The sequence below is a fragment of the Clostridium gelidum genome (assembly GCF_019977655.1).
Taxonomy (GTDB): Bacteria; Bacillota; Clostridia; order Clostridiales; family Clostridiaceae; genus Clostridium; species Clostridium gelidum.
In genome coordinates, this window is the sequence record NZ_AP024849.1 from 1,472,650 (window position 1) to 1,496,915 (window position 24,266).

Below are 24,266 nucleotides of genomic sequence, written 5' to 3' on the forward strand. Positions count from 1 at the left end.
TTTAAGTAATCCAAATAGAATTTATTGGTAGGGGGATTAGTCTTACTACTTAATAAAAATTTTTAGATAAACGTAGGAGGTTTTAATGAAGAAATTATTAATTTTAGACTCAAATTCACTTATGAATAGGGCTTTTTATGCATTGCCTCCGATGAACAATAGTGATGGAACAAATACTAATGCCATTTATGGATTTATGAATATGTTATTTAAGATGAAGGATGAAATTAATCCAGATAGTATAATTGCTACCTTTGACTTAAAAGCACCAACTTTTAGACATAAGGAATATGCAGAATATAAGGCAGGAAGAAATAAAATGCCACCAGAACTTGCAGAGCAATTTCCAATAATCAAAGAATTGTTAATGTTTATGGGCATAAAGATTTTTGAAATAGAAGGTTTTGAAGCTGATGACTTAATTGGTACAGTTTCTAAATTTGCTGAAAACAATGATACTAAAGTATTTGTAGTTACAGGAGATAAAGATGCACTTCAATTAGCATCTGACACTACTGAAATTATAATTACTAAAAAGGGTGTTAGCGAAACCGCAGTATATGATAGAAAAACCTTTATAGATGAATTTGAAGTAACGCCAAATCAATTTATAGATGTTAAAGGCCTTATGGGAGATAAGTCTGATAACATTCCAGGTGTTCCAGGTGTTGGAGAAAAAACTGCATTTAAGCTTATAAAAGAATATGGATCAATTGAAGAAGTACTAAAAAATATTGATAACATCCCAGGAAAGAAGCTTAAGGAAAATTTAGAAAACAATGTAGAACAAGCAATATTCTCTAAAAGGCTTGCTACTATTATGAGAGAAGTTCCAATTGAGATAACTTTAGATGATATTAATTGTAGTGAAAAAGAAAATGTATTAGAAATTAAGAAAATGCTTATTAGACTTGAAATGAAATCTATTTTAGCGAAATTTAAAGATGAAACATTTTCAGAGGAGTCTAAAGTTGAAGTTAATACTATAGATACAATTGAAGCTATGAAAGATTTATTTTCAAATAAAAAAGATATAATTTACATAGATTATACCCTAACAGATTCATCTATATATTCTAAATTAGAACTTGAATATTTAATTTTAGGCGAAGAAAATACAGGTACTATTATAAATTTTAAAGACATAAGTTTTAAGGGTAAAGAAGAATCCATAGAAGCTTTAAAACTCCTAATGGAAGATGAAAATATTAAGAAGGTAATTCATGATGGAAAAAACTTTGTTACTTTTCTAAATAAAAATAAAATTAAAATTAAAGGATTTGATTTTGATACTGCAATAGCAGCTTATTTGATTGATTCTTCAAAGAGTAAATATGAAATTATAGAGCTTGTTAATAATTATATTGGAGAAAACCCAAGCGAAGAAGGAAATAATCTTAAAGTAATTCTTTCAAGCTATTTACCAGTTATTTATGAAAAATTAAAAGAAAAACTTCATAAAGAAAATATGGATAAACTATATTATGAAGTTGAGCATCCATTAATATATGTACTTTCATCAATGGAAAGCATTGGATTTAATATAAATGAAGGAATGCTCGATGAACTCAAAATAAAATTCAAAAAAGAAATTGATGAGACTCAAGAAGCAATATATAAGCTATCTGAAGAAGAATTTAATATAAGTTCACCTAAGCAATTAAGTAAGATATTATTTGAAAAATTAGATTTACCAGTTATTAAGAAAACAAAAACTGGGTATTCAACGAATCAAGAAGTTTTAGAAAAATTAATAGATAAGCATGAAATAATTCCTAAGATAATGTATTATAGACAAGTCACAAAAATTTATTCTACATATATAGAGGGATTAAAAAATGTAATTGACACGGATGGACGTATTCATTCAAATTTCAATCAAACTGTTACTACAACAGGAAGATTATCAAGTACAGAACCTAATTTGCAAAACATTCCAATTAGGCATGAGCTAGGAAGGGAAATAAGAAAAGTATTTATTCCTATGGAAGAAAATGATATCCTTGTTTCTTGCGATTATTCTCAAATAGAATTAAGAATTTTAGCTCATATTGCAGATGATGAAAATATGATAGATGCATTTAAGCATCATAGTGATATTCATACAAAAACAGCTTCAGAAGTTTTTAAAGTGCCATTAGATGAAGTGACTTCTCTTATGAGAAGTAGAGCAAAGGCTGTAAACTTTGGAATCGTATATGGTATAGGAGCATTTAGTTTAGCTCAAGATTTAAAGATTACCAAAAAAGAAGCGGAAGAATATATGGCTATTTATTTTGAAAGATATCCTAAGATAAAAAAATACTTAGAAAACATAGTTAAAGATGCTGAAGAAACTGGATATGTACTAACTATATTAAATAGAAGAAGATTTATACCGGAAATAAAAGCTTCTAATAAAATAGTAAAAGCTTTAGGTGATAGATTAGCTATGAATGCTCCAATTCAAGGGAGCGCAGCTGATATAATAAAAATTGCTATGGTTAATGTTTATAATAAATTAAATGAAAATAAATTGAAAAGTGAATTAATTCTTCAAGTTCATGATGAACTTATATTAAATGTTAAGAAGGAAGAATTTGAAGAGGTTAAAAACTTAGTTGAGCATGAAATGGAAAAGGCTATTGAATTAAAAGTAGCACTTGATGTAGATGTAAATTCAGGGCATACGTGGTATGAAGCAAAATAAAAATCTTTGAGTTTTTACATTAACTGTTAACTGAAAAAAGGGTGGTTATAAATAAAATGATTAAGGTTGGTTTAACAGGTGGAATTGGTACTGGTAAAAGTACTGTATGCGATATTTTAAGACGAGAAAAATTTAAAATTATCGATGCAGATTTTATAGCTAAAGAAGTATTGGAAAAGAATCCTCCAATACTAGAAATGGTTAGAACGCAATTTGGAACAGGATTTTTTGATTGGAGAGGCGAATTTAGAAGAAAAGAATTTGGAAATCATATCTTTAGATTCCCAAAACAAAGAATAAAATATGAAGATATTATTATGCCTTATATTAAACAAAGCATAGAAGAAAGTATAAAGGCATATGAAAAAAAAGGTGAAAAAATAGTAATAATAGATGCCCCAACTTTGATTGAAAATAATCTACATGTTGAAATGGATTATATTATTCTTGTATTTGCTGATAATTCTGTTCAAATTCAAAGGGTTATGAACAGGGATAAGTTAACTAAAGTTGAAGCTGTTAGCAGAATAAATTCTCAAATGCCTATGGAAGAAAAAAAGGAATATGCAAATATTATTATTGATAATAATACTGATTTAATTGATACTCAAAAGCAAGTTTATGATTTAATTGATTTTATGAAACTAATATGCTAGGTTTAAGGAGAAAATAATGAAATTTATAAAAAAAATCTTTTCTACACTAGTGGTTTTAGTTGTAATTATAATAGCAATTGGAGTAGGTTCTAACTATGTTATAAAAGAGAAATTTTTTCCTTATAAGTATAAAGAATATGTAGATAAATATAGCAGTAAATACCAATTAGACCCGTTATTTGTATTAGCAGTAATAAAAACTGAAAGTAAATTTGATGATGATGCACATTCACATAAAAATGCTGTAGGACTTATGCAAATAACTGTTGAAACAGGAGAATGGGCTGCTAAGGAAATGGGGTTTACTACATTTTCTAAAGATGATTTATATGACGAAGAATATAATATTAGAATGGGATGCTGGTATCTACGACGGTTAAATGATACCTTTGATGGAGATTTAGACCTAACAATTGCCGCTTACAATGCAGGTCCAACTAACGTACAGACATGGCTTAAAAATGAGAAATATTCGTCAGATGGCAAAAGTATAGATTATATACCATTTGGAGAAACAAAGAAATATGTTGATAAAGTAGATGTTTATTATCATGTATATGAATATATTTATGGTGAAACAGAAAGTTATTTTAACAAAGATAAAATACTGAAATTGATTAAAGGCCTTTCAAATATGCATTTATTAAGTTAATTCTTAGTTATAAAACTAAGAATTAACTTAATGATTTTATAAAACTTACTTGAATTATTGAGAAAAATGAATTATTATTAAATAGTTAACTAATAATTTTGCAGGTATGCTGGAATGGCAGACAGGCACGCTTGAGGTGCGTGTGTTTTATAGCGTACGGGTTCAAGTCCCGTTACCTGCACCAATTTATATTTATTAATCAAGGCTACATTAGCCATTGATGAAAAACTATCAGACATTCTACCTAATTTAAATGGATGGAATGTTTGATAGTTTTTTAGTGCGTAAGATATCAGAATATTTTAAATTTGTGGATAAAACTTAAGAAATCAATTACATTAACATAATATTTTAAATTTATATTAATAATTAATATAAAAATGACTTGTAGTCATTTTATGTGATATAATCTATAAATAAATATATATGTTGCAAAAATGATTCTTCATTTTAAATTTAAGAAATTCTGTAAGAAAAAGTGAGAGTCCCAAAAGTGAATGTCCCAAAAGTGATGCTCCAAATTTTATATTTGGTTAGCAGAACTTTCTCTTTGAGCTTCATCCACAATTGTAAATTGTACATTGTTAATTGCAACATAAATAAATTTCTAGCAGAGGTAATAAAATATGAAGAATATAATAAATATTTTTAAAAGAGATATAAAGAATATATTTACTAATTGGGCAGCAACAATTGTAGTGATAGCATTAATAATAATACCATCATTATATTCTTTAATAAATATATCAGCATCTTGGGATCCATATGAAAATACTAAAGGGTTAAAGGTTGCCGTAATTAATGAAGATAAGGGTACAGTTTTTGAAGAAAAAGACATAAACTTAGGTAATGAATTAGTTGATAAATTAAAAGATAATGATAAATTGGGATGGGTGTTTGTAGATAAGAAAACTGCTAAGGAAGGTTTATTATTAGAAAAGTATTATGCAACAATTGAAATACCAGAAAGTTTCTCAGAAGATGCTACTACAATAACTAAAAAAGATGTTGTAAAACCCAAGTTAATATATACAGTAAATGAAAAGAAAAATGGTATAGCAGCTAAAATAACAGATTCAGGTGTAAAATCTGTTAAAAGTCAATTAGATGATAATATAGTAAAGAGTATTTCAGGAATATTATTTAGAATATGTGATGAAGTTGGAGTGGATATAAAAAATAATAGACCTGAGCTTAGAAATATAATAGATTCAGTTTATAAATTAGATGAAAATATGCCAGAACTAGAGGTACTATTGGATGAAGCTATCAATGGAACAATAAGTACTTCTGAATTGTTAGAGAAGGGAAATGAAATTATACCAGTAGCATCTGATACACTTGATGCTACCAATGAATTTATAGATAAAACTCAGGATTATTTAGATGAAACTCAAGGTGATTTAGATTATGATACGCCAAGAATCAAAGAAGAATTAATTAAGTCAGAAAATTTACTTGATACTTCAAGTGTAGTTCTTGGTAATATTGATGATAAGATATTACCAGAAGTAGCAAAAAAGACATTATTAACAGTATCTGATACTGCTAAGGCAACACAAGAAAGTGTTAATGATGCCAAATCAAAACTTAAGAAGATAAAGAAATCAATTGATAAATTTAGTAATATGGAAATTCCGAGTCCATCAATTGATAAATCACTTCAAAGTTCTGAACAAATAGCAAAAGTGCAACAAAGCATTGATAAGCAAGCAAATGCTTTGAAAAATGCACAAGATGCATTAAAAGAGGAAAGTAAAACAATTTCAAAGGTAATAGATAGGTTGGAAACTGTTGACGAGCAACTTGATAAATCAATAAATAGAGCTAATGAAGAAATTCAGAAATTAAATAATGGTGAAAAATTAAATACTCAAAATCTTACGGATACAAGAAAAGTATTAGATGATGTACACACTTTAATTTCAGATACGTTAGATAAGTATGATTCAGAAATTGTACCAACTGTTAATAACGGAATTGATTCAATGAGAGAGATTTCTGATGCAGGATCAATTTTAACTGCTCAAGGGAAAAATATATTGCCAGATGTTCAAGAATTAATAAATACATTCCAAAATGTATCAAATTTATCTAATGATCAATTAAATAAATTAAAAGAAAAGTTTCCTGATATTAAAGATAATGTTCATGAATTAGCAGGAAGGCTTAAAAAGATAGATAACAAAGGTGATATTGATGAATTATTGGATATGATAACAAATAACTGGGAAGATCAAAGTGATTTTTTAGCAAGTCCAGTTGAAATTCAAGACAATAGGTTATTTTCATGGCCTAATTATGGATCAGCAGTTACTCCATTTTATACAGTTCTCTGTTTATGGATTGGTGGATATATGCTTTCAATTATACTTGGCACAGATGCACATTCATTAGAGGAAGGGAAAAAATTAACACATAATGAGTTATATTTTGGTAGGATGTTATTGTTTTTAGCAATAGGCATAGGACAAGCAATAGTAGCTAGTACGGGAGCATTATTTCTATTAAAGGTTTATGCAGTTCATCCAATAATGTTTGTATTTTATTCCATATTTGTGAGTGTTGTTTTTATGATTATAATTTATACTGCTGTTAGTATTTGGGGACATACAGGAATAATAATAGGTGTAGTATTATTAGTAATACAAGTAGCTGGAACTAGTGGTAATTTTCCAATAGAAGTTAATCCATCAATTTTTCAAAAAATATTTCCAATACTTCCTTTTAATTATGCAATAAGTGGAATGAGACAAGTAATGGCTGGAATAGTATATTCAATATTAATTAGAGACAGTGCTATACTGTGTGCATTTATGATGATATCTATTATTATTGGAATTTTGTTTAAAAAAGTTACAAATAAAAAGAGAAGGAAAATTGTTGAAAAACTAAAAGAAAGTTCAATAATGATCAGCTAATATGATCATATTAATTAAAATGTATATAAATATATATTAGAGGGATTAAATTATGAAGAATGCATTTAGAATTTACAAAAGAGATATGACTAAAATATTTACTAATTGGGTAGCAATAGTTATGATGATAATACTTATAATTATTCCATCCTTATATTCGCTAATAAATATAGATGCCTCATGGGATCCATATTCTAATACAAATGGTATAAAGGTTGCGGTAATAAATGAGGATAAAGGAACTGTTTTTAAAGAACAGGATATAAATTTAGGTGAAGAATTAGTTAACAAGCTTAAGGACAATGATAAATTAGGTTGGGTTTTTATAGATAATATAGAAACTGCTAAACAAGGGTTGTTATTAGAAAAATATTATGCAACAATTGAAATACCAGAGGATTTTTCTAAAGATTCTACGACATTGGCTGAGAAAGATGTTGTAAAACCTAAGTTAATATATACTGTAAATGAGAAGAAAAATGCAGTAGCGCCTAAAATGACAGATGCAGGAGTAAAAACTGTAAAGAGTCAAATAGATGATAATATAGTAAAATCTGTTTCAGGAATATTATTTAAAGTTTGTAATGAAAAAGGAATAGATATACAAAATAATAGAGAAAAAATAAGGAAAATAGTTGATAATATCCATGAATTGGATGAAAATATGCCAGAACTTGAAGCATTAGTGGATGAAGCTATTGGTGGAACAGAAGATCTTTCAAAAGTGTTGGATAAGAGTAATGATATGATTCCCACTGTATCAGATACTCTTGATTTAACTAATGACTTTTTAGATAACAGTCAATCAGTTTTGGATGAAACACAAGGTGAATTATCTGATATATCCCCAATAATAAAAAAAGATCTAGTTATGTCTGAAAACATACTTGATAATTCAAGTATAGAACTTAAAAATCTAGATCAAAAAATATTGCCGGAAATGGCTAAAAAAACTTTGACAGCAGTATCGGATTCGGCTAAAGCAACACAAGAAACAGTCAGTTCAACTAAGTCTAAACTTAAGAGTTTAAAAAAATTTATAGACAATGTGAGTAAGATAAAAGTTGAATTACCTTCAGTTGGTGACAATATTGAAACACCTGACAATATAAAATCAATACAAGAAAATCTGAAAAAGCAAGAAAAATCATTGGAAAGCATGCAAGAAAACTTAAAAGATGTGAGTAAAATAATTTCTAAGACTATAGATAAATTAGATATTATTGATGAAAAGCTTGATATATTAATTAATAGGACAGATGATGAACTCACAAAATTAGAAAATGGTGAAAAATTAGACACCCAAACACTTCGGGATATGATAAAAGTAATAGATGAGGTTCATACTTTAGTTGCAGACATTACAGATAGCTATGATTCTGAAATTGTACCCGCAGTTACAAATGGGTTTGATTCAATTAGAGGTATTTTAGATAACGGATTAGTATTAGTACAAGAAGGACGGGATACATTACCGGAAGTAGAAAAGTTATTAAGTGTTTCTAAGGACGCAACAAACTTATCTAATCAGGAGTTAAATAACTTAAAAGAAAAAATTCCTGATGCTAAAGATAAAATTCATGAATTATCGGATAAACTTAAAGATATGGATGAGGACGATAAAATAGATAAATTATTAGATATGATGACAAGTAGTTGGGAAAATCAAAGTGATTTCATGGACAGCCCAGTTGAAATAGAAGACAATAGATTGTTTTCATTTCCGAATTATGGTTCGACAGCCACTCCGTTTTATACAGTACTTTGCCTATGGGTTGGGGGGTTACTTGCTTCTGCATTATTATCACAGGGAGCACCTGAATTTGAAGATGGGACAAACATTAGGCCTTATGAAATGTATTTAGGAAAATTACTATTATTTATTTCACTTGGAATATGTCAAGCAATAGTTGCAAGTGTAGGAGCTTTAGCTATTTTGAAAAGTTATGCTGTTCACCCAATAATGTTTGTTTGTATAAGTGTATTTATTAGTATTGTATTTGTGATTATCATATATACTGCAGCTAGCATATTACATGATGTTGGAAAAGCAATAATTGTAGTATTACTAGTATTGCAAATGGCTGGATCAAGTGGAAATTTCCCGATTGAAGTTACGCCAATACTATTTCAAAAACTATTTCCATTTTTACCTTTTACATATGCTATAAATGCAACGAGACAAGTAATGGCAGGCATAGTATATTCAATATTATTAAAGGATATAGTAATTTTAATAATATATATGTTTGCTTCATTAATAACGGGTATATTATTAAAGGGAGTATTGAGCAAACTAATAAAAATGTTTGTAGACAAGTTAACTCAGAGTGGAATAGTGCGTCATTAAAGTGCAATATAATTAGGATCAATAGCCCAATATTTTTATTGAGGCTATTTTTTTAATTGCGCCTTATGTTATATGATTAAAATAAAAATTACTATATATACATTTAAATGGAAATGGCGTAATATATAAGATGAAATAATATGATAAAGTTGTAATTTTGATATGATTTTCATATCATAGGGGGAACGATGAAAGAAAATAGGAAAGTATTAAATAAATTCTTTGTTAATAAATATACAGATATATATATTTTTGCAACTAGTATATTTACATATATTATATTAAATTTTATAACTAATAATTGCAAGATAAATATACCTCTAATGTTTAGAGGGTACTACATAATTCTAAGTATAGTTTTATTTGTATTAATAGAGCAAGTTAGAAAATTTTATAAGCAATATATTTCAAAGATTGTAATTGTATTCTTTTCACTAATGATTTTTATATCAGCAGTTGGATTTATAATAAACATTAACGAAAAAGATTTTTTGAGTCAATTTACGATGATATACATAGCTGTGAGTAAAGAAAGCATTTTATTAATAGAAACTTTTTGTTGTTATGCATTAAGTGAATACTATTTTAAAAATAAAGAACTGAAAAATCAATCTTACTGGATATTTATTTTAATCATTACAAGTCTAGGAATAATTTATTATTTTGAAATGATTATAAATTACATAAAAATTGTATATTTAATTGTAGAAATACCGTTAATTGTAAAAATAATTTTAAATATGAAAAAATCAATAATTCCCCAAAAACAAGAAAATAATATTTTAAATAGTTATATATTTTCTACAATAATAATATTAATAGCCAATATATACGGATTTTATAATAACAGTCAGGAGACAGTAAATATATTAATTGAGATCATATATTTAATAAACTTCAGGATAATTTGGAATTTCATAATTATTAAAGTAATTAGGGAACCATATAAAACTTTATCAAACTCATTAATTGAAAAAAATAAAGAATTAGATAAATTAAATCATAAAATAGCAGTTGGAAATAATCAATTAGAAAAGTCAATAAGTCTTTTGAAAAGCAAAGAATATTTATATTCTACATTTTTTAGATTTATGCCTCATCCAATTATAATTTTAAATGTAGATAATGATAGAATTTTATTTGTAAATAAACAATTTTTAAAATTTGCTGGTATTTCTAAAACAAGAGACATAATAAATAAAAAAGTAAAGAAATATATAGAATTTATGCCAGATAATATGAAAAATAAAGATTATAATGCAATTTTTTACATAGGAGATACAAGAAAATACATTGAAGCAAAATTTTTAAAAACTTATTCAGATTCCACAAAGAAATTGATACTAATTAAAGATAATACTTCAAAAGTACAAATAAAAGAAATAAGAAAAGAAGTTGAAAATAAAAAAATTGAAGAGAGTATTAGAACTGAATTTCTTTCGAGTATAAGTCACGATTTAAAAACGCCAATAAATGTGATTTATTCAGCAATGCAGGTTGAAAAGATATATATTAAAAAGAAAGATTTAGAAGTATTGAATAAATATAATAATATATGTAAACAAAATTGTATTTCATTAATTAAGTTAACTAATAATTTAATAGATAATTCAAAAATAAATTCTCATTATTTAGTTCCAAGGTTAAAGAATATTAATATAGTAGCTGTTATTGAAGAAAATGTAATGTCATTAATTGATTATGTAAAATGGAATAATATAGATTTGATTTTTGATACTAATACGGAAGAATGTTATTTAGATATAGATCATGAATTTATGGATAGAATAATTTTAAATTTAGTTTCCAATGCTGTGAAATTCACTCCAGATGGTGGCAAGATATATGTAATAATATGTGATAATAATGATAAGGTTAATGTATCTGTAAAAGATAGTGGAAGTGGAATTGAACAAGAATTTATATATCAAGCATTTAATAGATATTCTGTTGGTGAAGATATTAAAACAGATTCTAAAAGTGGTACGGGAATAGGACTTAGTGTAGTGAAGCAGCTAGTAGAATTGCAAGGTGGAAATATAGAAATAAAAAGAAATGAAGATGTGGGAACAACTATATGTATGGAATTTAAAAAAGGAGAGTAGACATGTATAAAATTAAAATTAATAAAAATGATAGTAGAATAAATATCATTATTGCAGCTGTATTATTAATTATATATTCTATTCTTACTAAAGATTTTAATATTTATTTGCTATTAAATAGTATAATAACAATTGCTATGATTGTAGTTTTCATTTACGTAAATATAATAAGAACAAAATATATTGATAAAACATTTATGAAAAGTTTTGAATTAGCATATTTAGTGTCAATTATAATAATTATTTTAAATATAATTGGATTTGTATATTTGTTTCAACATACTTCTAAAATTTATTTTATTTTTCTATTTAGTATACAATCTACGTTTGAGTCCTGTGAGATAGAAAATTTTTTTAAGTTTAAAAAGAGTTCTTTTAAAAGCATAATAATTTGTATTAGTTATTCTATATTATTGGTAATGTTGTTTTATGTATTTAAGGTGAATTATACGCTTTATAGATCATCATTTTTCATTGGAACTGTTGCATTAAGTGTAATAATAAGTATAGGAACATGTATATCTACTTTAGAAAATATGGTAAGAAATAGAAAAAAATTTCCTATTGATGAATTTAGAAAAATAATATTTTATATGTTTTCTATATTATTGTATTACTTTGGATTATTATGCTTAATTAGCGGATATAAGGAAATTGCTGAAATTATAGTATTTATAAAATGTATTACGTTTTACAAATTTTACAATTATATAATAAGTAAAGTATTAGATAATTCATTAATAAAAATTAATGATAATATAGAAATAGCAACAAAAACAAAGAGAGAACTTAATTCAATTTTGAAAAAGAGAAATTCCATATTAAATGAAGTTAATGTAGTGCTAAAAAAAAGCCAAGATAAAAATAATCAATTAATAGATTCAATTTATGGTGGTGTATTTTTATTTTACAACGACAAGCTTCAATATATTAATAAAAAAACATTAGTAACTTTGGATATCGAAAGTGATGAAGCTTTCGGAATGGAGTTAAATGAATTTATTGGAAAGTATTTTGATATTACTTTAGAAGAGATAAAAGATTCCGGAAATTATATTCCTTTTGCAAAAATGAAACATACAAAATTAGATGTTGAAATATTTTTATCTTATATAGATGAAAAAAGTAAAATCCTTTATGTTCATGATATAAGTGAAATAAATGAAAACATAAAGATAAAAAAAGTTCTTGAAGAGTATTTACAAGAAGAAGAAATAAAAAAAGAATTTTTCTCCAATATTTCCCATGAATTAAAAACACCTATAAATCTAATATTTGCTGCATTACAGGTTAATCAAATTTATGTGGATGAAAGTAATATAGAGGGCATCAATAGAAATAGAAAGATAATAAAGCAAAATTGTTTAAGACTAATTAGAACAATAAACAATTTTATAGATGCTAACAAAGTTTCAGAAGGATATATGATTCCAGATTATAAAATACATAATATAGTTGAACTCGTGGAGAATATATCCACTGCATCAAATAAATATATACAATTAATTGAGAACACATTAACTTTTGATGCAGATGAAGAAGAAATTTATGTTAAATGTGACAAAGAAATGATTACAAGAATTATATTAAACATACTTTCAAACTCTGTTAAATACGGTAAAAAGGGTGGAAATATAGATGTTAACGTAGGTACAGATGCGGATAATCATGTAATTATAAAAGTTAAAAATGATGGCTTGAAAATTGATAAAAAGACTATACCATATATTTTTGATAAATTTACCAAACTAAATAAAGCTTTTAATAGACTTAAAGAGGGTAGCGGACTAGGATTATTTTTAACTAAAGCATTAATTGAACTTCAAGGTGGAAATATAAATATCATATCAAATAATAGCGGAAATGAATTTATAATTACTATGCCTAGAGTGATGATACAATCTGATTGTGAATTTATTCATGAAAATTGGGAGACAAATCCATTAGAAGAAAAGATAGATGTAGAGTTTTCAGACATCTATATTGAATAATATAGATACATAGTTTTAAGCGAAGTTACATATATTAGATTAGTTAGGCACAATCAAAAAAATAACAAGTCCATTTGCCAGCTTATTTTCCATCATGCTACGTAGGCAAATTGACCTGATAGGGCCACTATAAGGGCAATTCGTCTCCTTGACTGATGAAAAATATTCATGGCAACTTTGGACTTGTTATTTATTTTCATGTGCCTTATGTGAAATTAATTAAAATTTAAGGTGGGAATATATGATAAGTAAATCAAGGGAAAAGAAGAAAATTAAAATTATGCCCCTAATTATATCTATAGGAATACCATTCTTAATTGGTGGAATTACGTCAGTACTTATTCCAAATATTAGTTCAATATATGGGGATTTAGTTAAACCCAGTTTTTCGCCTCCATCAATAGTGTTCCCAATTGCTTGGACAATTCTTTATATACTTATGGGGATAGCGTCATATAAGGTATACGTGCTAAAATATGATAATATTGATGTAAGCTCTGCTCTGTTTGTTTACGCTATACAATTATTGCTGAATTTCTTATGGACATTTATTTTCTTTGGATTTAAATTATATGGATTGGCATTTTTGGAGCTTGTCGTGCTATTTTTGTTTGTGATGTTAACAATAAAGAGATTCTACAAAAAGGCTGGGAAGAAAGCAGCAATATTATTATTTCCATATTTAATTTGGATTATATATGCTGGAGTCTTAAACTTCTTTATTTGGATGTTAAACGAAATGTAATTAACAATTAACAATGGACGATTGACAATTAAGGAAGAAAAGCTTATAGCTTTTCAGTAAAATATAAAGTTAAAGAAATTACGAGTAATTCCATAATCAATTGTCAATTGTACACTGTCCATTGTCAATTATCTAAAGGGCATATTCAAGTATAGCTCTTAAAACACCATGTTCTACATTACTTGCAGCTATGTATTTTCCATATTGTTTCATGTCTTCTGGAGAATTCTCCATTACAAAACTGTATTCACCTTGCTGAAGCATTTCTATATCATTATAATAATCTCCAAGAACCATAGTTTCTTCTTTAGATATATTATCAGTTTCCATTAAACTTTTTAAAGCAAGCCCTTTGTTAACGCCTTTATTTGAAATATCAATCCATATTTCACCAGAACCTACTACATTTAATTTATCTTCAAATTTAGGCTTGAATATAGTATTCAAATTTTCAGAAGAATTTTCTAAGTTACAAAAAGTAACCTTAACTATATCATCAGTAATGTTATTTAAATCAGCCACAATTTCTAAAGTTGTATAATATTTTTTTATTTCAGTCAAATGTTCATCAGAACATTCTTCAACATAAGCACATTTTGCTGAACATAAAATTGTTACATTTCCATCTGTTTCCTTTGAAGATTTAATTAACTCAGTAACAATATCATTATCAATGACGCTTTCATATATTATTTTATTATTATCGACAACTAAAGCTCCATTTTCACATATGAAAGATAAATATCTGCCTATAGGTCCGAAGTTAGTTTGTAATGTGTAGTAAGGTCTACCACTAGCAACAACTAGTTTAATATTTTTTGCTCTTACGCGATCTAAAATGTCAGTAAATCCATTTGGCAAATTCCCATTTTCATCTAATAGTGTTCCATCCATATCTGTTGCAATTAATTTAATCATAAAAACTCCTTTCATTTCTTTCAAGTTTAAGATATATACATTTTTAATAATATCACATATTTGTAATCTAAGAAAGATTACAGAACTTTTGAAAAATAAGTTTATCTATATATATGTAGTATTAGGCACAGTCAAAAAAATAACAAGTCCATTTGGCAGACTATTTTCCATCATAATGGAAGCTCGATTCGCATTCGCTCTTCTTGAGTAAGCGATTTACACCAAATCATAGATTTGGGTTCACTGCTCACGTCGGCAAATTGCCCTAATAGGCCCGCTATGAGGGCAATTCGTCTTCTTGCCTGATGAAAAATACTCATGGCAACTTTGGAATTGTTATTTATTTTCATGTGCCTTATTTTAAAAGTAAATGTTTTCGGTAAAGTTGAATGGTTTAATTGCTAATTGAAGTATGATAATATAATAGTTAAAAGAGAGTATAAGGCACAATCAAATAAAAATAATGAAAAGGGTGATTTAATGAAATATGCATTAGATGTACATACTCACACTATAGCTAGTGGGCATGCTTATTCAACATTAATGGAAAATGCAAAGGCTGCTTCAGAAAAGGGCATAAAAGTACTTGGAACTACAGAGCATGGAATTAGTATGCCTCATTCTCCACACATTTGGTATTTTAATAATTACAAGGTTCTACCAAGGGAAATGTATGGAGTTACTATGCTTTATGGAACAGAAGCTAACATAATCGATTATGATGGAAATTTAGATATGGATGATATTACATTAGGTAAATTGGATATTGTAATTGGAAGTATACATGATGAGGTTTATAAAGTTGGTAATATTGAAGAAAACACAAGAGCTTTCATTAATGTGATAAAAGGTGGAAAAGTTGATATTATAGGTCATCTTGGAAATCCAGGAGTTCCAGTTGACTTTGAAAAAGTAATAAAATGTGCTATTGAAAATGATGTTTTAATAGAAATTAATAATAGTTCATTTAGAACATCTAGAGTGGGAAGTTTTAGTAATTGCACGGAAATAGCTTTATTATGTAAAAAGTATAATGCTAAATTAATAATAAATAGTGATGCACATTTTTGTACTTTAATAGGAGAATTTACAGAAGCAATTAATATGTTAGAATCAATAGATTTTCCAGAAGAACTTATAATAAATAACGACCCAAATGAATTGTTATTAAAATTAAAGAAAAAAGGTAAGTTAGAAGATTTGATTATACAATCACTATAAATTTAATATGTTCGTGTTTAAAGGTAGAAAATATATTTTCTACCTTTTTTTAAGTAACTTTAATAAAAAATAAAATATATAATATTTTTATTAAAATATACAAATAAATTGGAATAAATTATAAAAATTCATAATATAAAGGATGATTATTTCACAAAAGTTTAATAATTATGATTAAAAAATTAAAATTACTTGCATTAATAAGAAAATCCTTATATAATTTAATACATAAAATAAAGATACAATTTAATAAAACGTTCGGATGAAGGCAATGGGAGAGTTGTTATTATAATTGATAATAACACACCGAAGAGCGAAATATTTCAGGTATAAGGACCGTTGCTGGACGAGCCTCTGGAGAGACTCATTTTTAGTGAGCACCGAAGGAGCAAGGCTATAACAATTAACAATTAACAATTAACAATGAACAATTAAGGAATAAAATCATAGATTTTTATTTTTACTTTTCATTATAAGATTTGAAAGTAGAATACTTAATAAATTTCTATCAAATTTCATCCTCAATTTTGAAGTGTGAGTTACAAATTGTTAATTAGCTTGCTGAAACTCTCAGGTAAAAGGACAGGGGAAGGAATATATTAATTAACAATGAACATTTAATAGATAACAATTAAGTAGGTAAATTTCAAGTAGGAAGGTAAAATAATCAAATCAAAGATTTTTACTTTTTTGCAGGGTTTCTAAAAATGTATAATAAAAAATCACGGAGTGATTTTATTCTTAATTGTAAATTGCTTACAGGGTACCCTGAAGTCATTAATTGTAAATTGTAAATTGAATAATTTTCATTCTCCTCCTTAATAAAAATTAGGGGGATTTTTTTATGTTATTATCAAATTTATTGCATCAGGAATTTAAAGTTTTATTGATAAAATCGACAGTATTATTTGGAAATCATTGAAATGGTAAGTTATGTATCAATGACCGAATAATAACTCTAGAAAATTGTAATAACAGTAATACAGATTTAGAAAGGCGGAATACATATGTCAGAAAATAAAAATTTATCAAGAGGACTAAAAAATCGTCATGTTCAATTACTTGCAATTGGAGGTGCAATTGGTACTGGATTATTTCTTGGTGCAGGCAGGTCCATTCACTCGGCTGGTCCATCTATTTTATTTGCGTACATGATAACAGGCGTAATTCTTTTTTTTGTTATGCGTGCCCTTGGGGAATTATTGCTTTCTAATTTAAACTACCATTCTTTTGTAGACTTTGTACAGGATTATCTAGGAAACGGAGCAGCATTTATTACGGGATGGACCTATTGGTTTTGCTGGATTTCTCTTGCTATGGCTGATGTAACGGCTACAGGACTTTATATGCAATATTGGTTCCCTAATATAGCCAGGTGGGTTCCAAGCCTTGTAGTTCTTGTAGTTTTACTAATTATGAACCTTACTGCAGTAAAGCATTTTGGTGAAATGGAATTTTGGTTTGCATTAATTAAAGTTGTTGCAATACTCGCACTAATTATAATTGGTACATTTATGATTATTAAAGGATTTTCTACAGATGCTGGTGCATCTAGCTTTACAAACCTTTGGAACAATGGTGGTTGGTTCCCAAATGGGGCAAGTGGTTTTATCCTCTCATTCCAAATGGTTGTATTTGCTTTTACTGGAATCGAATTAGTTGGTTTAACAGCTGGTGAAACTGAAAATCCAGAAAAGGTTATTCCAAAGGCTATTAACAATATTCCAATTAGAATTATTATTTTCTATGTTGGAGCACTTATTGTTATTATGAGTATATACCCATGGAATTCAATTAATCCAGAAAAAAGCCCATTTGTGCAAGTATTTGCGGCAGTGGGAATTGCAGCAGCAGCAAGTATAGTAAATTTCGTTGTACTAACATCAGCTGCATCTGCTTGTAACAGTGGTATATTCAGTACAAGTCGTATGGTTTATTCTCTTGCTAAAGAAAATAATGCACCTGTGTCAATGAAAAAATTAACGTCTAATCAAGTACCTGCTAATGCTACAATGTTCTCTGCAATTGTCATCTTGATTTCAGTTATTTTGAACTATATTATGCCAGAAGGGGTATTTGTACTTATTACAAGTATATCAACATTCTGTTTTATATTTATTTGGGCAATTATAGTTATCTGCCATCTAAAATATCACAAAACTAATCCTGAGCTTGCGTCTTCGAGCAAATTCAAGATGCCACTTTATCCAATCATAAACTATATAATTCTAGCATTTTTTGCTTTTGTTATAGTTACATTAGCACTTAATAATGAAACTCGTGTAGCCCTATTTGTAACACCTGTATGGTTTATAATGCTTGGATTGATTTACAAGATGCTTAAATCAAAAAAGAAAAATGAAGAAGAATCAATTGATTGTATAGAAAACATATAATAAAATTTAAAAGTAGAACAAGATAATATATGAGAAGAGACATTTGCAGAATTTTTATTAATTCAAAGCAAATGTCTCTTTTAGTTCGTATTAGGCACATGAAAATAAATAACAAGTCCAAAGTTACCATGAATATTTTTCGTCAGGTAAGGAGATGAATTATCCTCATAGCTGGCCTATTTGTCAACGTGAGTAGTGAACTCAAATCTATGATTTGGTGTGAATCACTTACTCAGTGAGCGTAGCGAATCGAGCTTCATTTATGATGGAAAATAGACTTGTTATTTTTTTGATATAGATAAACACATCATAAGTTGTATTTATACATGGTATTATATTCAATACTTACTATACTTAGGAGTATACAAAAACAGAGAAATTGGATAAATGTTTGTGAAAGCGGCATTACAAAATAAGCTGTTGAAGCCACTTAATGGCAGGTTGTTCCATTATAGTTTGTCCAAAAAGTGATGCTCCAAATTTTATATTTGGTCAGCAGAACTTTCACACAGTGCTTTTATATTTGGAGCAAACTGTAATGGGTGCAACCTTCCATTTAGTGGCTTCCAGCGAAATTTTCTTAGTCCGCTGGAATAAACATTTATTCAATTTCGGTGAGTTATACGCATAAGTATGAGTTCCACTGTGGTTATCTATATCTAAACTAATATTTAATTTTATACTTATGTTCATCATTTATTAGTGGAATATTAATTAAATCTATGTTATCAACTCTACAAAAATTATTTCCAGTTTTAATTTTAGATATAAATGAATGAATGTCTTCTTCTAATCCTTGAACTTCAATTTTTACGTTACCATTCATAAGATTTTCACAAAAGCCGGTTAAGTTTAATGTAAGAGCAGTAATTTGTGTAAAATATCGAAAGCCAACGCCTTGCACTTTACCATCTATGACTATAGAATATCTATTCATTTTTTATCCTCCAGATTATTTAAAATTACAAAACTTTAGTTTTATTTATAAAAAAATTATATCATAATATAATAAATATGGAATAAAATCATAAAAGTATTTAAAATTTTCTGAATTATTAGTATAATATTCTTATGGTGGGTAATAATATCAAATAATTTACATGATAGGGAGGACTTAAAATGATTGAAAGAAGTGTAGTATTAATTAAACCGGATGGAGTTGAAAGGAATATAATAGGAAACATTATAAGTTGTTATGAAGCTAATGGACTTAAGATAGTAGAGTTAAAGCTTATGAAAGCTACGAGAGAAATTGCAGAAAAGCATTACTGTCAACATAAAGGAAAAGATTTTTACGAAGAACTTATAACATTTATAACAAGAAGTCCATTATGTGCAATAATTCTAAAGGGTGAGGATGCAGTTGCAAGAATAAGAAGTATAAATGGTGCGACTAGTCCAACTGATGCGGCAGAAGGAACTATAAGGCATAGATATGCTAGAAGTAAAACAGAAAATTGTGTTCATGCATCTGATACTGTAGAAAGTGCAAAAGAAGAAATTGAATTATGGTTTCCAGAAGTAGAAAATAATAAGTAAAAATAAAGTGTTGAAAAATCTAACAAAGATTTTATATTAAATTGTTGATTAGAATATATAGTGTGGTATTAAAAATGTTTGTTCTAAGAATAATTTAATTCTAAAGAACAGGCATTTTTATGTTTTTTGAATAAGTTACATAAAAAAATAACAAGTCCATCTGTCAGTCTATTTTCAATCACCCTGCTTCAGCAAAATGCCATAATAGGCCCGCTATGATGGCACTTTACTTCCTTGCCTGGTGAAAAATATTCATGGCAGTTTTGGACTTGTTATTTATTTTCATGTGCATAAGAAATATGATATAATAAAAATAAAATATGAACTTAGTAGAGGAGGTTATTAATGAAATTTAAAAAAGCTACTATTATAGGAGGTATTACTTTAGTATTTCTTATTATAATTATAGCTATAATACTATATAATTTTATTGGACCAGGTGCAGTGGATATTAAAGCATCTAAAAACTTTATAACTAAGCTATATTCAATTAATGCAATAAGTAATGAACAAAATTTAGATGCTATAAAATATGAGAGAATTAAAATATTAAATAGTAAAAATGATTTAGTTCATAGAAGTATAGCAACGAAAGGTTTTGGTATAGATTTAGATAAAAACAATAATGTAATTGGTTTTACTAAAAAGGAAATACCTAATAATACAACTAAATTAAATTTGAAAGAAGCTAGAATTTTGGCAGAAGGATATTTGAAGAACATCTATGATGGGGAAGTAGTGCTAAAAACAATTAATAGCAATGAGGACTCAAAATATTTACCATACTATTCATTTATATATACTAAACAGAAAAATGGATATCCATTTTATTTTGATGAAATAAAATTAAACATTGATAAAGAAAACGGTTTTTTAGATGGATATTCCAATTCAACAATGCAAAGAGAATATAAAGAATCTGTAATAAATATTTCAGAGCAAGAAGCTAAAACTATAGCATTAGAAGAGTTTCAAAAGTTTAACAAAGAAGGAAGCGTTAAAAATGAAACAAAGCTAGTTTATGCAGATAATAAGATAGATACTAAAGCAAGCAAAATATATGAAGTGTGTTATATTGTAAATATAGATGGTAAAAATGATAAAGACGTAAATATTAGTTGGAAAATATTTATAAGTTCTGAAAATGGAAATATACAGAATATATTAAAAGATGGAGCCGAAAAAGAAGCAATAATAAATTAGAAAAAGAGATGATAATTTAGTTTTAGATTATCATCTCTTTCTTATTTAGGGATGTTCAAAGAAATAACAAGTCAGTATGCTAGTCTATTTTGCGTCATACTTTGTCGCAAAGGATCGCTAATAGCCAACTATGAGCAAACCTTTGCTCCTTGTCTGACACAAAATATACATCGCATCTAATAACAAGTCAGTATGCTAGTCTATTTTGCGTCATACTTTGTCGCAAAGGATCGCTAATAGCCAACTATGAGCAAACCTTTGCTCCTTGTCTGACACAAAATATACATCGCATCTTTGACTTGTTATTTTCTTTCACATCCCTTATTTTATGAATAAGTAGATTACTACAATTAATTTGTATTTGGAGTTTGCCCTGGACTTCCAGGATTAGTATCACCAGGACCTAATTGATTATGTGTGCTATTATTACTTTTATTTTTATTATCATTAGCATTATTACTAGTGTTAGGTGTATTAGAATTAGTTACAATAGGAGGACTAAGATTAACAGTCGGTGAAGATGCATCATTTGTTGCATTCGTCACAGGACTTTCAGTTGCAGGGTCATAAGTTGATGGCAAAATCATAGAATAATCCGCTGTAATAGGATTAGGCTTATCCTTTATTATAAAGACTGCACTTTTGCTCAATAAAGAAGGAGTCATCGGTGATGCAAGTTTGTTAGTAAATCTATTTACATTAGCAACAACGTGAGTAGTGCATGTTGTTGTCGGTTCTGTTCCTTCAATAAATAATTCTTCAGATACTCTATTTCCTCTAGGATCTTGACTACATATAGAACTAGGAAGTAAACCAGAATCTTTACAAACACTAACTTTTGCTATACCACTTGGTTCTTCTATATCTTTAATGGCAAGACCTTCATGTGCTTTAGCCATTAATATTCCCCAAATACTAGCACATCCACTTGAACTACCAATAAGTTTTTCGGGTTTATCATAACCAACCCAAACAGAGGCAGAAAGGTATGGTGAAAGCCCTGCAAACCATAAATCAGTAGAATTAGTAGTAGTACCAGTTTTACCAGCAACGGGCATATCTCCCCATTTGGCACCAGTGGCATTATACTCATTTACTGGTCCTTTTAACATATCGTATAGGATATAGGCAGCTTGAGGTGAAAATACTTGAGTTTGCTTAGTTTTAGTATTATCAAGTATAGTTTTTCCTGTTGAATCAACAACTCTTGTATATAATACAGGTTTTGTATATATACCATTGTTACCAAAAGCACCAAAAGCTCCAGCTAAAATATAAGAATTACCACCATCTCTATCGTTAGGATCATTATTAAATTGACCTAAAGCAAGAGACGCAATTGACGATTTAGATGCAGCATTATATTTTAGACCTAATTTTTCTCCATAAGAGATACCGGTTTTTAATCCAATTTTAGATTCAGTTATAACGGCACCAACATTTTTAGAATGAGTAAGAGCATCTCTTGAACTAATGAGTCCTAAATATTCATTTGGAGAATTTGAAGGATTATAAGAGTTACCATTATCTAATTTGTTTTCAAGTAATGGAGCATCATCTATAGGTGTAGCAGCTGTTATAATCTTTTGATCAATTCCAGGACCATATACTGTTAAGGGCTTAGTTGAAGAACCAATAGGTCTTAAATCGTTATAAGCTCTATTGGTTGATTGTGGCTGCTGTTTTCCGCGTCCTCCAACCATTGCAAGAACATTACCAGTTCTGTAATCCATAATAGTAGCAGATGCTTGTAATAAAGGAACACCATCCTTATCATAGGTTTCTTTATTGCCAATTCCTAGATTACTGTAATTATCTAAAGTAGTTTGAGTAAAATCTTGTAGAGATCTGTTCATTGTTGTGTAAATCTTAAGACCACCATTTACTATTAATTGTGATACTTCTTCATCAGTATATTTATATTTTTCTTTTAAATCTTCTTTTACAGCAGATACAGCAGGGTATACAAACCATTCATAGTTCAATCTATAATCTTTTTTACTTGATTTAAATACTAATGCACCATTTTTTACATCACTAACAGCTTTATCGTATGTAACATCATCAATATATTGAAGTTTGTGCATTTGGCTTAAAACTGTAATAGTTCTATTAATATATGGCGTTGGATCTTTTAAATTATCTTTATTATAAGCACTGTAGGTAGTTGGAGCTTGAGTTATACCTGCAAGATATGCGCACTCAATTAAAGATAAATCAGAAGTACTTTTACTGAAGTATAATAAAGAAGCAGCTTCTACTCCATATGCATGCCCACCTAAAGGAATTGTATTTAAATATGCTGTTAAAATTTGATCTTTAGTTAATCTGTCTTCTAAATTAATTGCTAAATACGCTTCTTTAATTTTTCTTTCCATAGAAAAATCATTAGTTAAAATTGTGTTTTTAAGTAATTGTTGGGTTAATGTAGAAGCTCCGTGTAACCCCTTTTGCCCTGTTGCTATTTTTTTTGCATCTAGAAATGCTGCACCTAAAATTCTTTGAATATCTACTCCTTTGTGTGAATAGAATCTTTCATCTTCAATGGATACAAAAGCATTTTTTAAGTTTGTAGGTATTTTTTTTGAATCTATAACATAACGTTCCTCATCTGTATGAAGATTATCCATAAATTCCTTATTGCTATCATATAAGCTTGAAGGTTGATTTAATGATAATACTGCATCAACATTTAGAGGAGGTGTAGTTTTTATAATAGCAAAAGCATAACCTGCACCTATTACAAAAATTGCTAGAAAACAAAATAGTAAACCAAAAGTTATGCCTTTAAATATTTTTCTGACTTTTTTTTGTTTGGTTGGCTTTTTCTTTTGTGGAATACTACTTGTTCTTTTAGCTTTATTATCAACTGCCATTTTA

At 27.7% G+C, this 24,266-nt stretch carries 15 protein-coding genes, 1 tRNA gene and 1 riboswitch; of the genes, 13 read left to right on the forward strand and 3 right to left on the reverse strand.

The window, feature by feature from the left end; translation table 11 throughout:
- Nucleotides 1–85 precede the first annotated feature (85 nt).
- The 9 genes from polA (at nt 86) to psyc5s11_RS06655 (ending at nt 14,109) form a co-directional block, all read left to right on the forward strand.
- Entirely contained in the window at nt 86–2,689 is a 2,604-nt protein-coding gene (gene polA, locus psyc5s11_RS06615) for a DNA polymerase I (protein WP_224036827.1), read from the forward strand.
- A 56-nt stretch (nt 2,690–2,745) separates the two neighbouring features.
- Entirely contained in the window at nt 2,746–3,345 is a 600-nt protein-coding gene (coaE, locus tag psyc5s11_RS06620) for a dephospho-CoA kinase (protein WP_224036828.1), read from the forward strand.
- Between the two features lie 16 nt (nt 3,346–3,361).
- Complete coding sequence (locus tag psyc5s11_RS06625; protein ID WP_224036829.1) at nt 3,362–3,997, forward strand: lytic transglycosylase domain-containing protein; 636 nt, start codon at nt 3,362–3,364, stop codon at nt 3,995–3,997.
- Between the two features lie 100 nt (nt 3,998–4,097).
- A tRNA-Leu gene (locus psyc5s11_RS06630) sits at nt 4,098–4,181 on the forward strand.
- A gap of 442 nt (nt 4,182–4,623) precedes the next feature.
- Entirely contained in the window at nt 4,624–6,918 is a 2,295-nt protein-coding gene (locus psyc5s11_RS06635; RefSeq protein WP_224036830.1) for a YhgE/Pip domain-containing protein, read from the forward strand.
- Between the two features lie 52 nt (nt 6,919–6,970).
- The gene (locus psyc5s11_RS06640; RefSeq protein ID WP_224036831.1) at nt 6,971–9,268 is read left to right on the forward strand and encodes a YhgE/Pip domain-containing protein; all 2,298 of its coding nucleotides are present in this window, start codon (nt 6,971–6,973) and stop codon (nt 9,266–9,268) included.
- 188 nt (nt 9,269–9,456) lie between these two features.
- Entirely contained in the window at nt 9,457–11,373 is a 1,917-nt protein-coding gene (locus tag psyc5s11_RS06645; RefSeq protein ID WP_224036832.1) for a sensor histidine kinase, read from the forward strand.
- Between the two features lie 2 nt (nt 11,374–11,375).
- A complete protein-coding gene (locus psyc5s11_RS06650) occupies nt 11,376–13,364 on the forward strand; it encodes a sensor histidine kinase (RefSeq protein ID WP_224036833.1) in 1,989 nt (662 codons plus the stop codon).
- A 241-nt stretch (nt 13,365–13,605) separates the two neighbouring features.
- Nucleotides 13,606–14,109, forward strand: coding sequence for a TspO/MBR family protein (locus psyc5s11_RS06655; RefSeq protein ID WP_224036834.1), 504 nt, complete (start codon nt 13,606–13,608; stop codon nt 14,107–14,109).
- 132 nt (nt 14,110–14,241) lie between these two features.
- Here the strand turns inward: psyc5s11_RS06655 and psyc5s11_RS06660 are convergent, their stop codons facing one another.
- Nucleotides 14,242–15,027, reverse strand: a complete 786-nt coding sequence (locus psyc5s11_RS06660) for an HAD family hydrolase (RefSeq protein WP_224036835.1) — start codon at nt 15,025–15,027, stop codon at nt 14,242–14,244.
- 480 nt (nt 15,028–15,507) lie between these two features.
- Between psyc5s11_RS06660 and psyc5s11_RS06665 the strand changes: the two genes are divergently transcribed.
- Both psyc5s11_RS06665 and psyc5s11_RS06670 read left to right on the forward strand, forming a co-directional pair.
- Nucleotides 15,508–16,248 (forward strand): phosphatase, encoded by a 741-nt coding sequence (locus psyc5s11_RS06665; RefSeq protein ID WP_224038141.1) that lies wholly within the window; start codon nt 15,508–15,510, stop codon nt 16,246–16,248.
- A 262-nt stretch (nt 16,249–16,510) separates the two neighbouring features.
- Nucleotides 16,511–16,597: riboswitch (glycine riboswitch) on the forward strand.
- Nucleotides 16,598–17,255: 658 nt separating this feature from the next.
- Nucleotides 17,256–18,644 carry an amino acid permease gene (locus psyc5s11_RS06670; protein WP_224036836.1) on the forward strand — a complete coding sequence of 463 codons (1,389 nt, stop codon included), beginning with the start codon at nt 17,256–17,258 and terminating at the stop codon, nt 18,642–18,644.
- Nucleotides 18,645–19,308: 664 nt separating this feature from the next.
- On the opposite strand, the gene psyc5s11_RS06675 is transcribed toward psyc5s11_RS06670, so the two are convergent.
- Nucleotides 19,309–19,581 (reverse strand): acylphosphatase, encoded by a 273-nt coding sequence (locus psyc5s11_RS06675; RefSeq protein ID WP_224036837.1) that lies wholly within the window; start codon nt 19,579–19,581, stop codon nt 19,309–19,311.
- Between the two features lie 182 nt (nt 19,582–19,763).
- Between psyc5s11_RS06675 and ndk the strand changes: the two genes are divergently transcribed.
- Both ndk and psyc5s11_RS06685 read left to right on the forward strand, forming a co-directional pair.
- Nucleotides 19,764–20,183, forward strand: a complete 420-nt coding sequence (gene ndk / locus psyc5s11_RS06680; RefSeq protein ID WP_224036838.1) for a nucleoside-diphosphate kinase — start codon at nt 19,764–19,766, stop codon at nt 20,181–20,183.
- A gap of 345 nt (nt 20,184–20,528) precedes the next feature.
- Entirely contained in the window at nt 20,529–21,386 is an 858-nt protein-coding gene (locus tag psyc5s11_RS06685) for a YcdB/YcdC domain-containing protein (protein ID WP_224036839.1), read from the forward strand.
- A 350-nt stretch (nt 21,387–21,736) separates the two neighbouring features.
- Here the strand turns inward: psyc5s11_RS06685 and psyc5s11_RS06690 are convergent, their stop codons facing one another.
- Nucleotides 21,737–24,262: a transglycosylase domain-containing protein gene (locus psyc5s11_RS06690; protein WP_224036840.1), complete on the reverse strand. Its 2,526-nt coding sequence runs from the start codon at nt 24,260–24,262 to the stop codon at nt 21,737–21,739.
- Nucleotides 24,263–24,266 lie beyond the last annotated feature (4 nt).

Coding starts and splice junctions, on each gene's coding strand:
- polA (WP_224036827.1), top strand. CDS start 86: ATGAAGAAATTATTAATTTTAGACTCAAATTCACTTATGAATAGGGCT.
- coaE (WP_224036828.1), top strand. CDS start 2,746: ATGATTAAGGTTGGTTTAACAGGTGGAATTGGTACTGGTAAAAGTACT.
- psyc5s11_RS06625 (WP_224036829.1), top strand. CDS start 3,362: ATGAAATTTATAAAAAAAATCTTTTCTACACTAGTGGTTTTAGTTGTA.
- psyc5s11_RS06635 (WP_224036830.1), top strand. CDS start 4,624: ATGAAGAATATAATAAATATTTTTAAAAGAGATATAAAGAATATATTT.
- psyc5s11_RS06640 (WP_224036831.1), top strand. CDS start 6,971: ATGAAGAATGCATTTAGAATTTACAAAAGAGATATGACTAAAATATTT.
- psyc5s11_RS06645 (WP_224036832.1), top strand. CDS start 9,457: ATGAAAGAAAATAGGAAAGTATTAAATAAATTCTTTGTTAATAAATAT.
- psyc5s11_RS06650 (WP_224036833.1), top strand. CDS start 11,376: ATGTATAAAATTAAAATTAATAAAAATGATAGTAGAATAAATATCATT.
- psyc5s11_RS06655 (WP_224036834.1), top strand. CDS start 13,606: ATGATAAGTAAATCAAGGGAAAAGAAGAAAATTAAAATTATGCCCCTA.
- psyc5s11_RS06660 (WP_224036835.1), bottom strand. CDS start 15,027: ATGATTAAATTAATTGCAACAGATATGGATGGAACACTATTAGATGAA.
- psyc5s11_RS06665 (WP_224038141.1), top strand. CDS start 15,508: ATGAAATATGCATTAGATGTACATACTCACACTATAGCTAGTGGGCAT.
- psyc5s11_RS06670 (WP_224036836.1), top strand. CDS start 17,256: ATGTCAGAAAATAAAAATTTATCAAGAGGACTAAAAAATCGTCATGTT.
- psyc5s11_RS06675 (WP_224036837.1), bottom strand. CDS start 19,581: ATGAATAGATATTCTATAGTCATAGATGGTAAAGTGCAAGGCGTTGGC.
- ndk (WP_224036838.1), top strand. CDS start 19,764: ATGATTGAAAGAAGTGTAGTATTAATTAAACCGGATGGAGTTGAAAGG.
- psyc5s11_RS06685 (WP_224036839.1), top strand. CDS start 20,529: ATGAAATTTAAAAAAGCTACTATTATAGGAGGTATTACTTTAGTATTT.
- psyc5s11_RS06690 (WP_224036840.1), bottom strand. CDS start 24,262: ATGGCAGTTGATAATAAAGCTAAAAGAACAAGTAGTATTCCACAAAAG.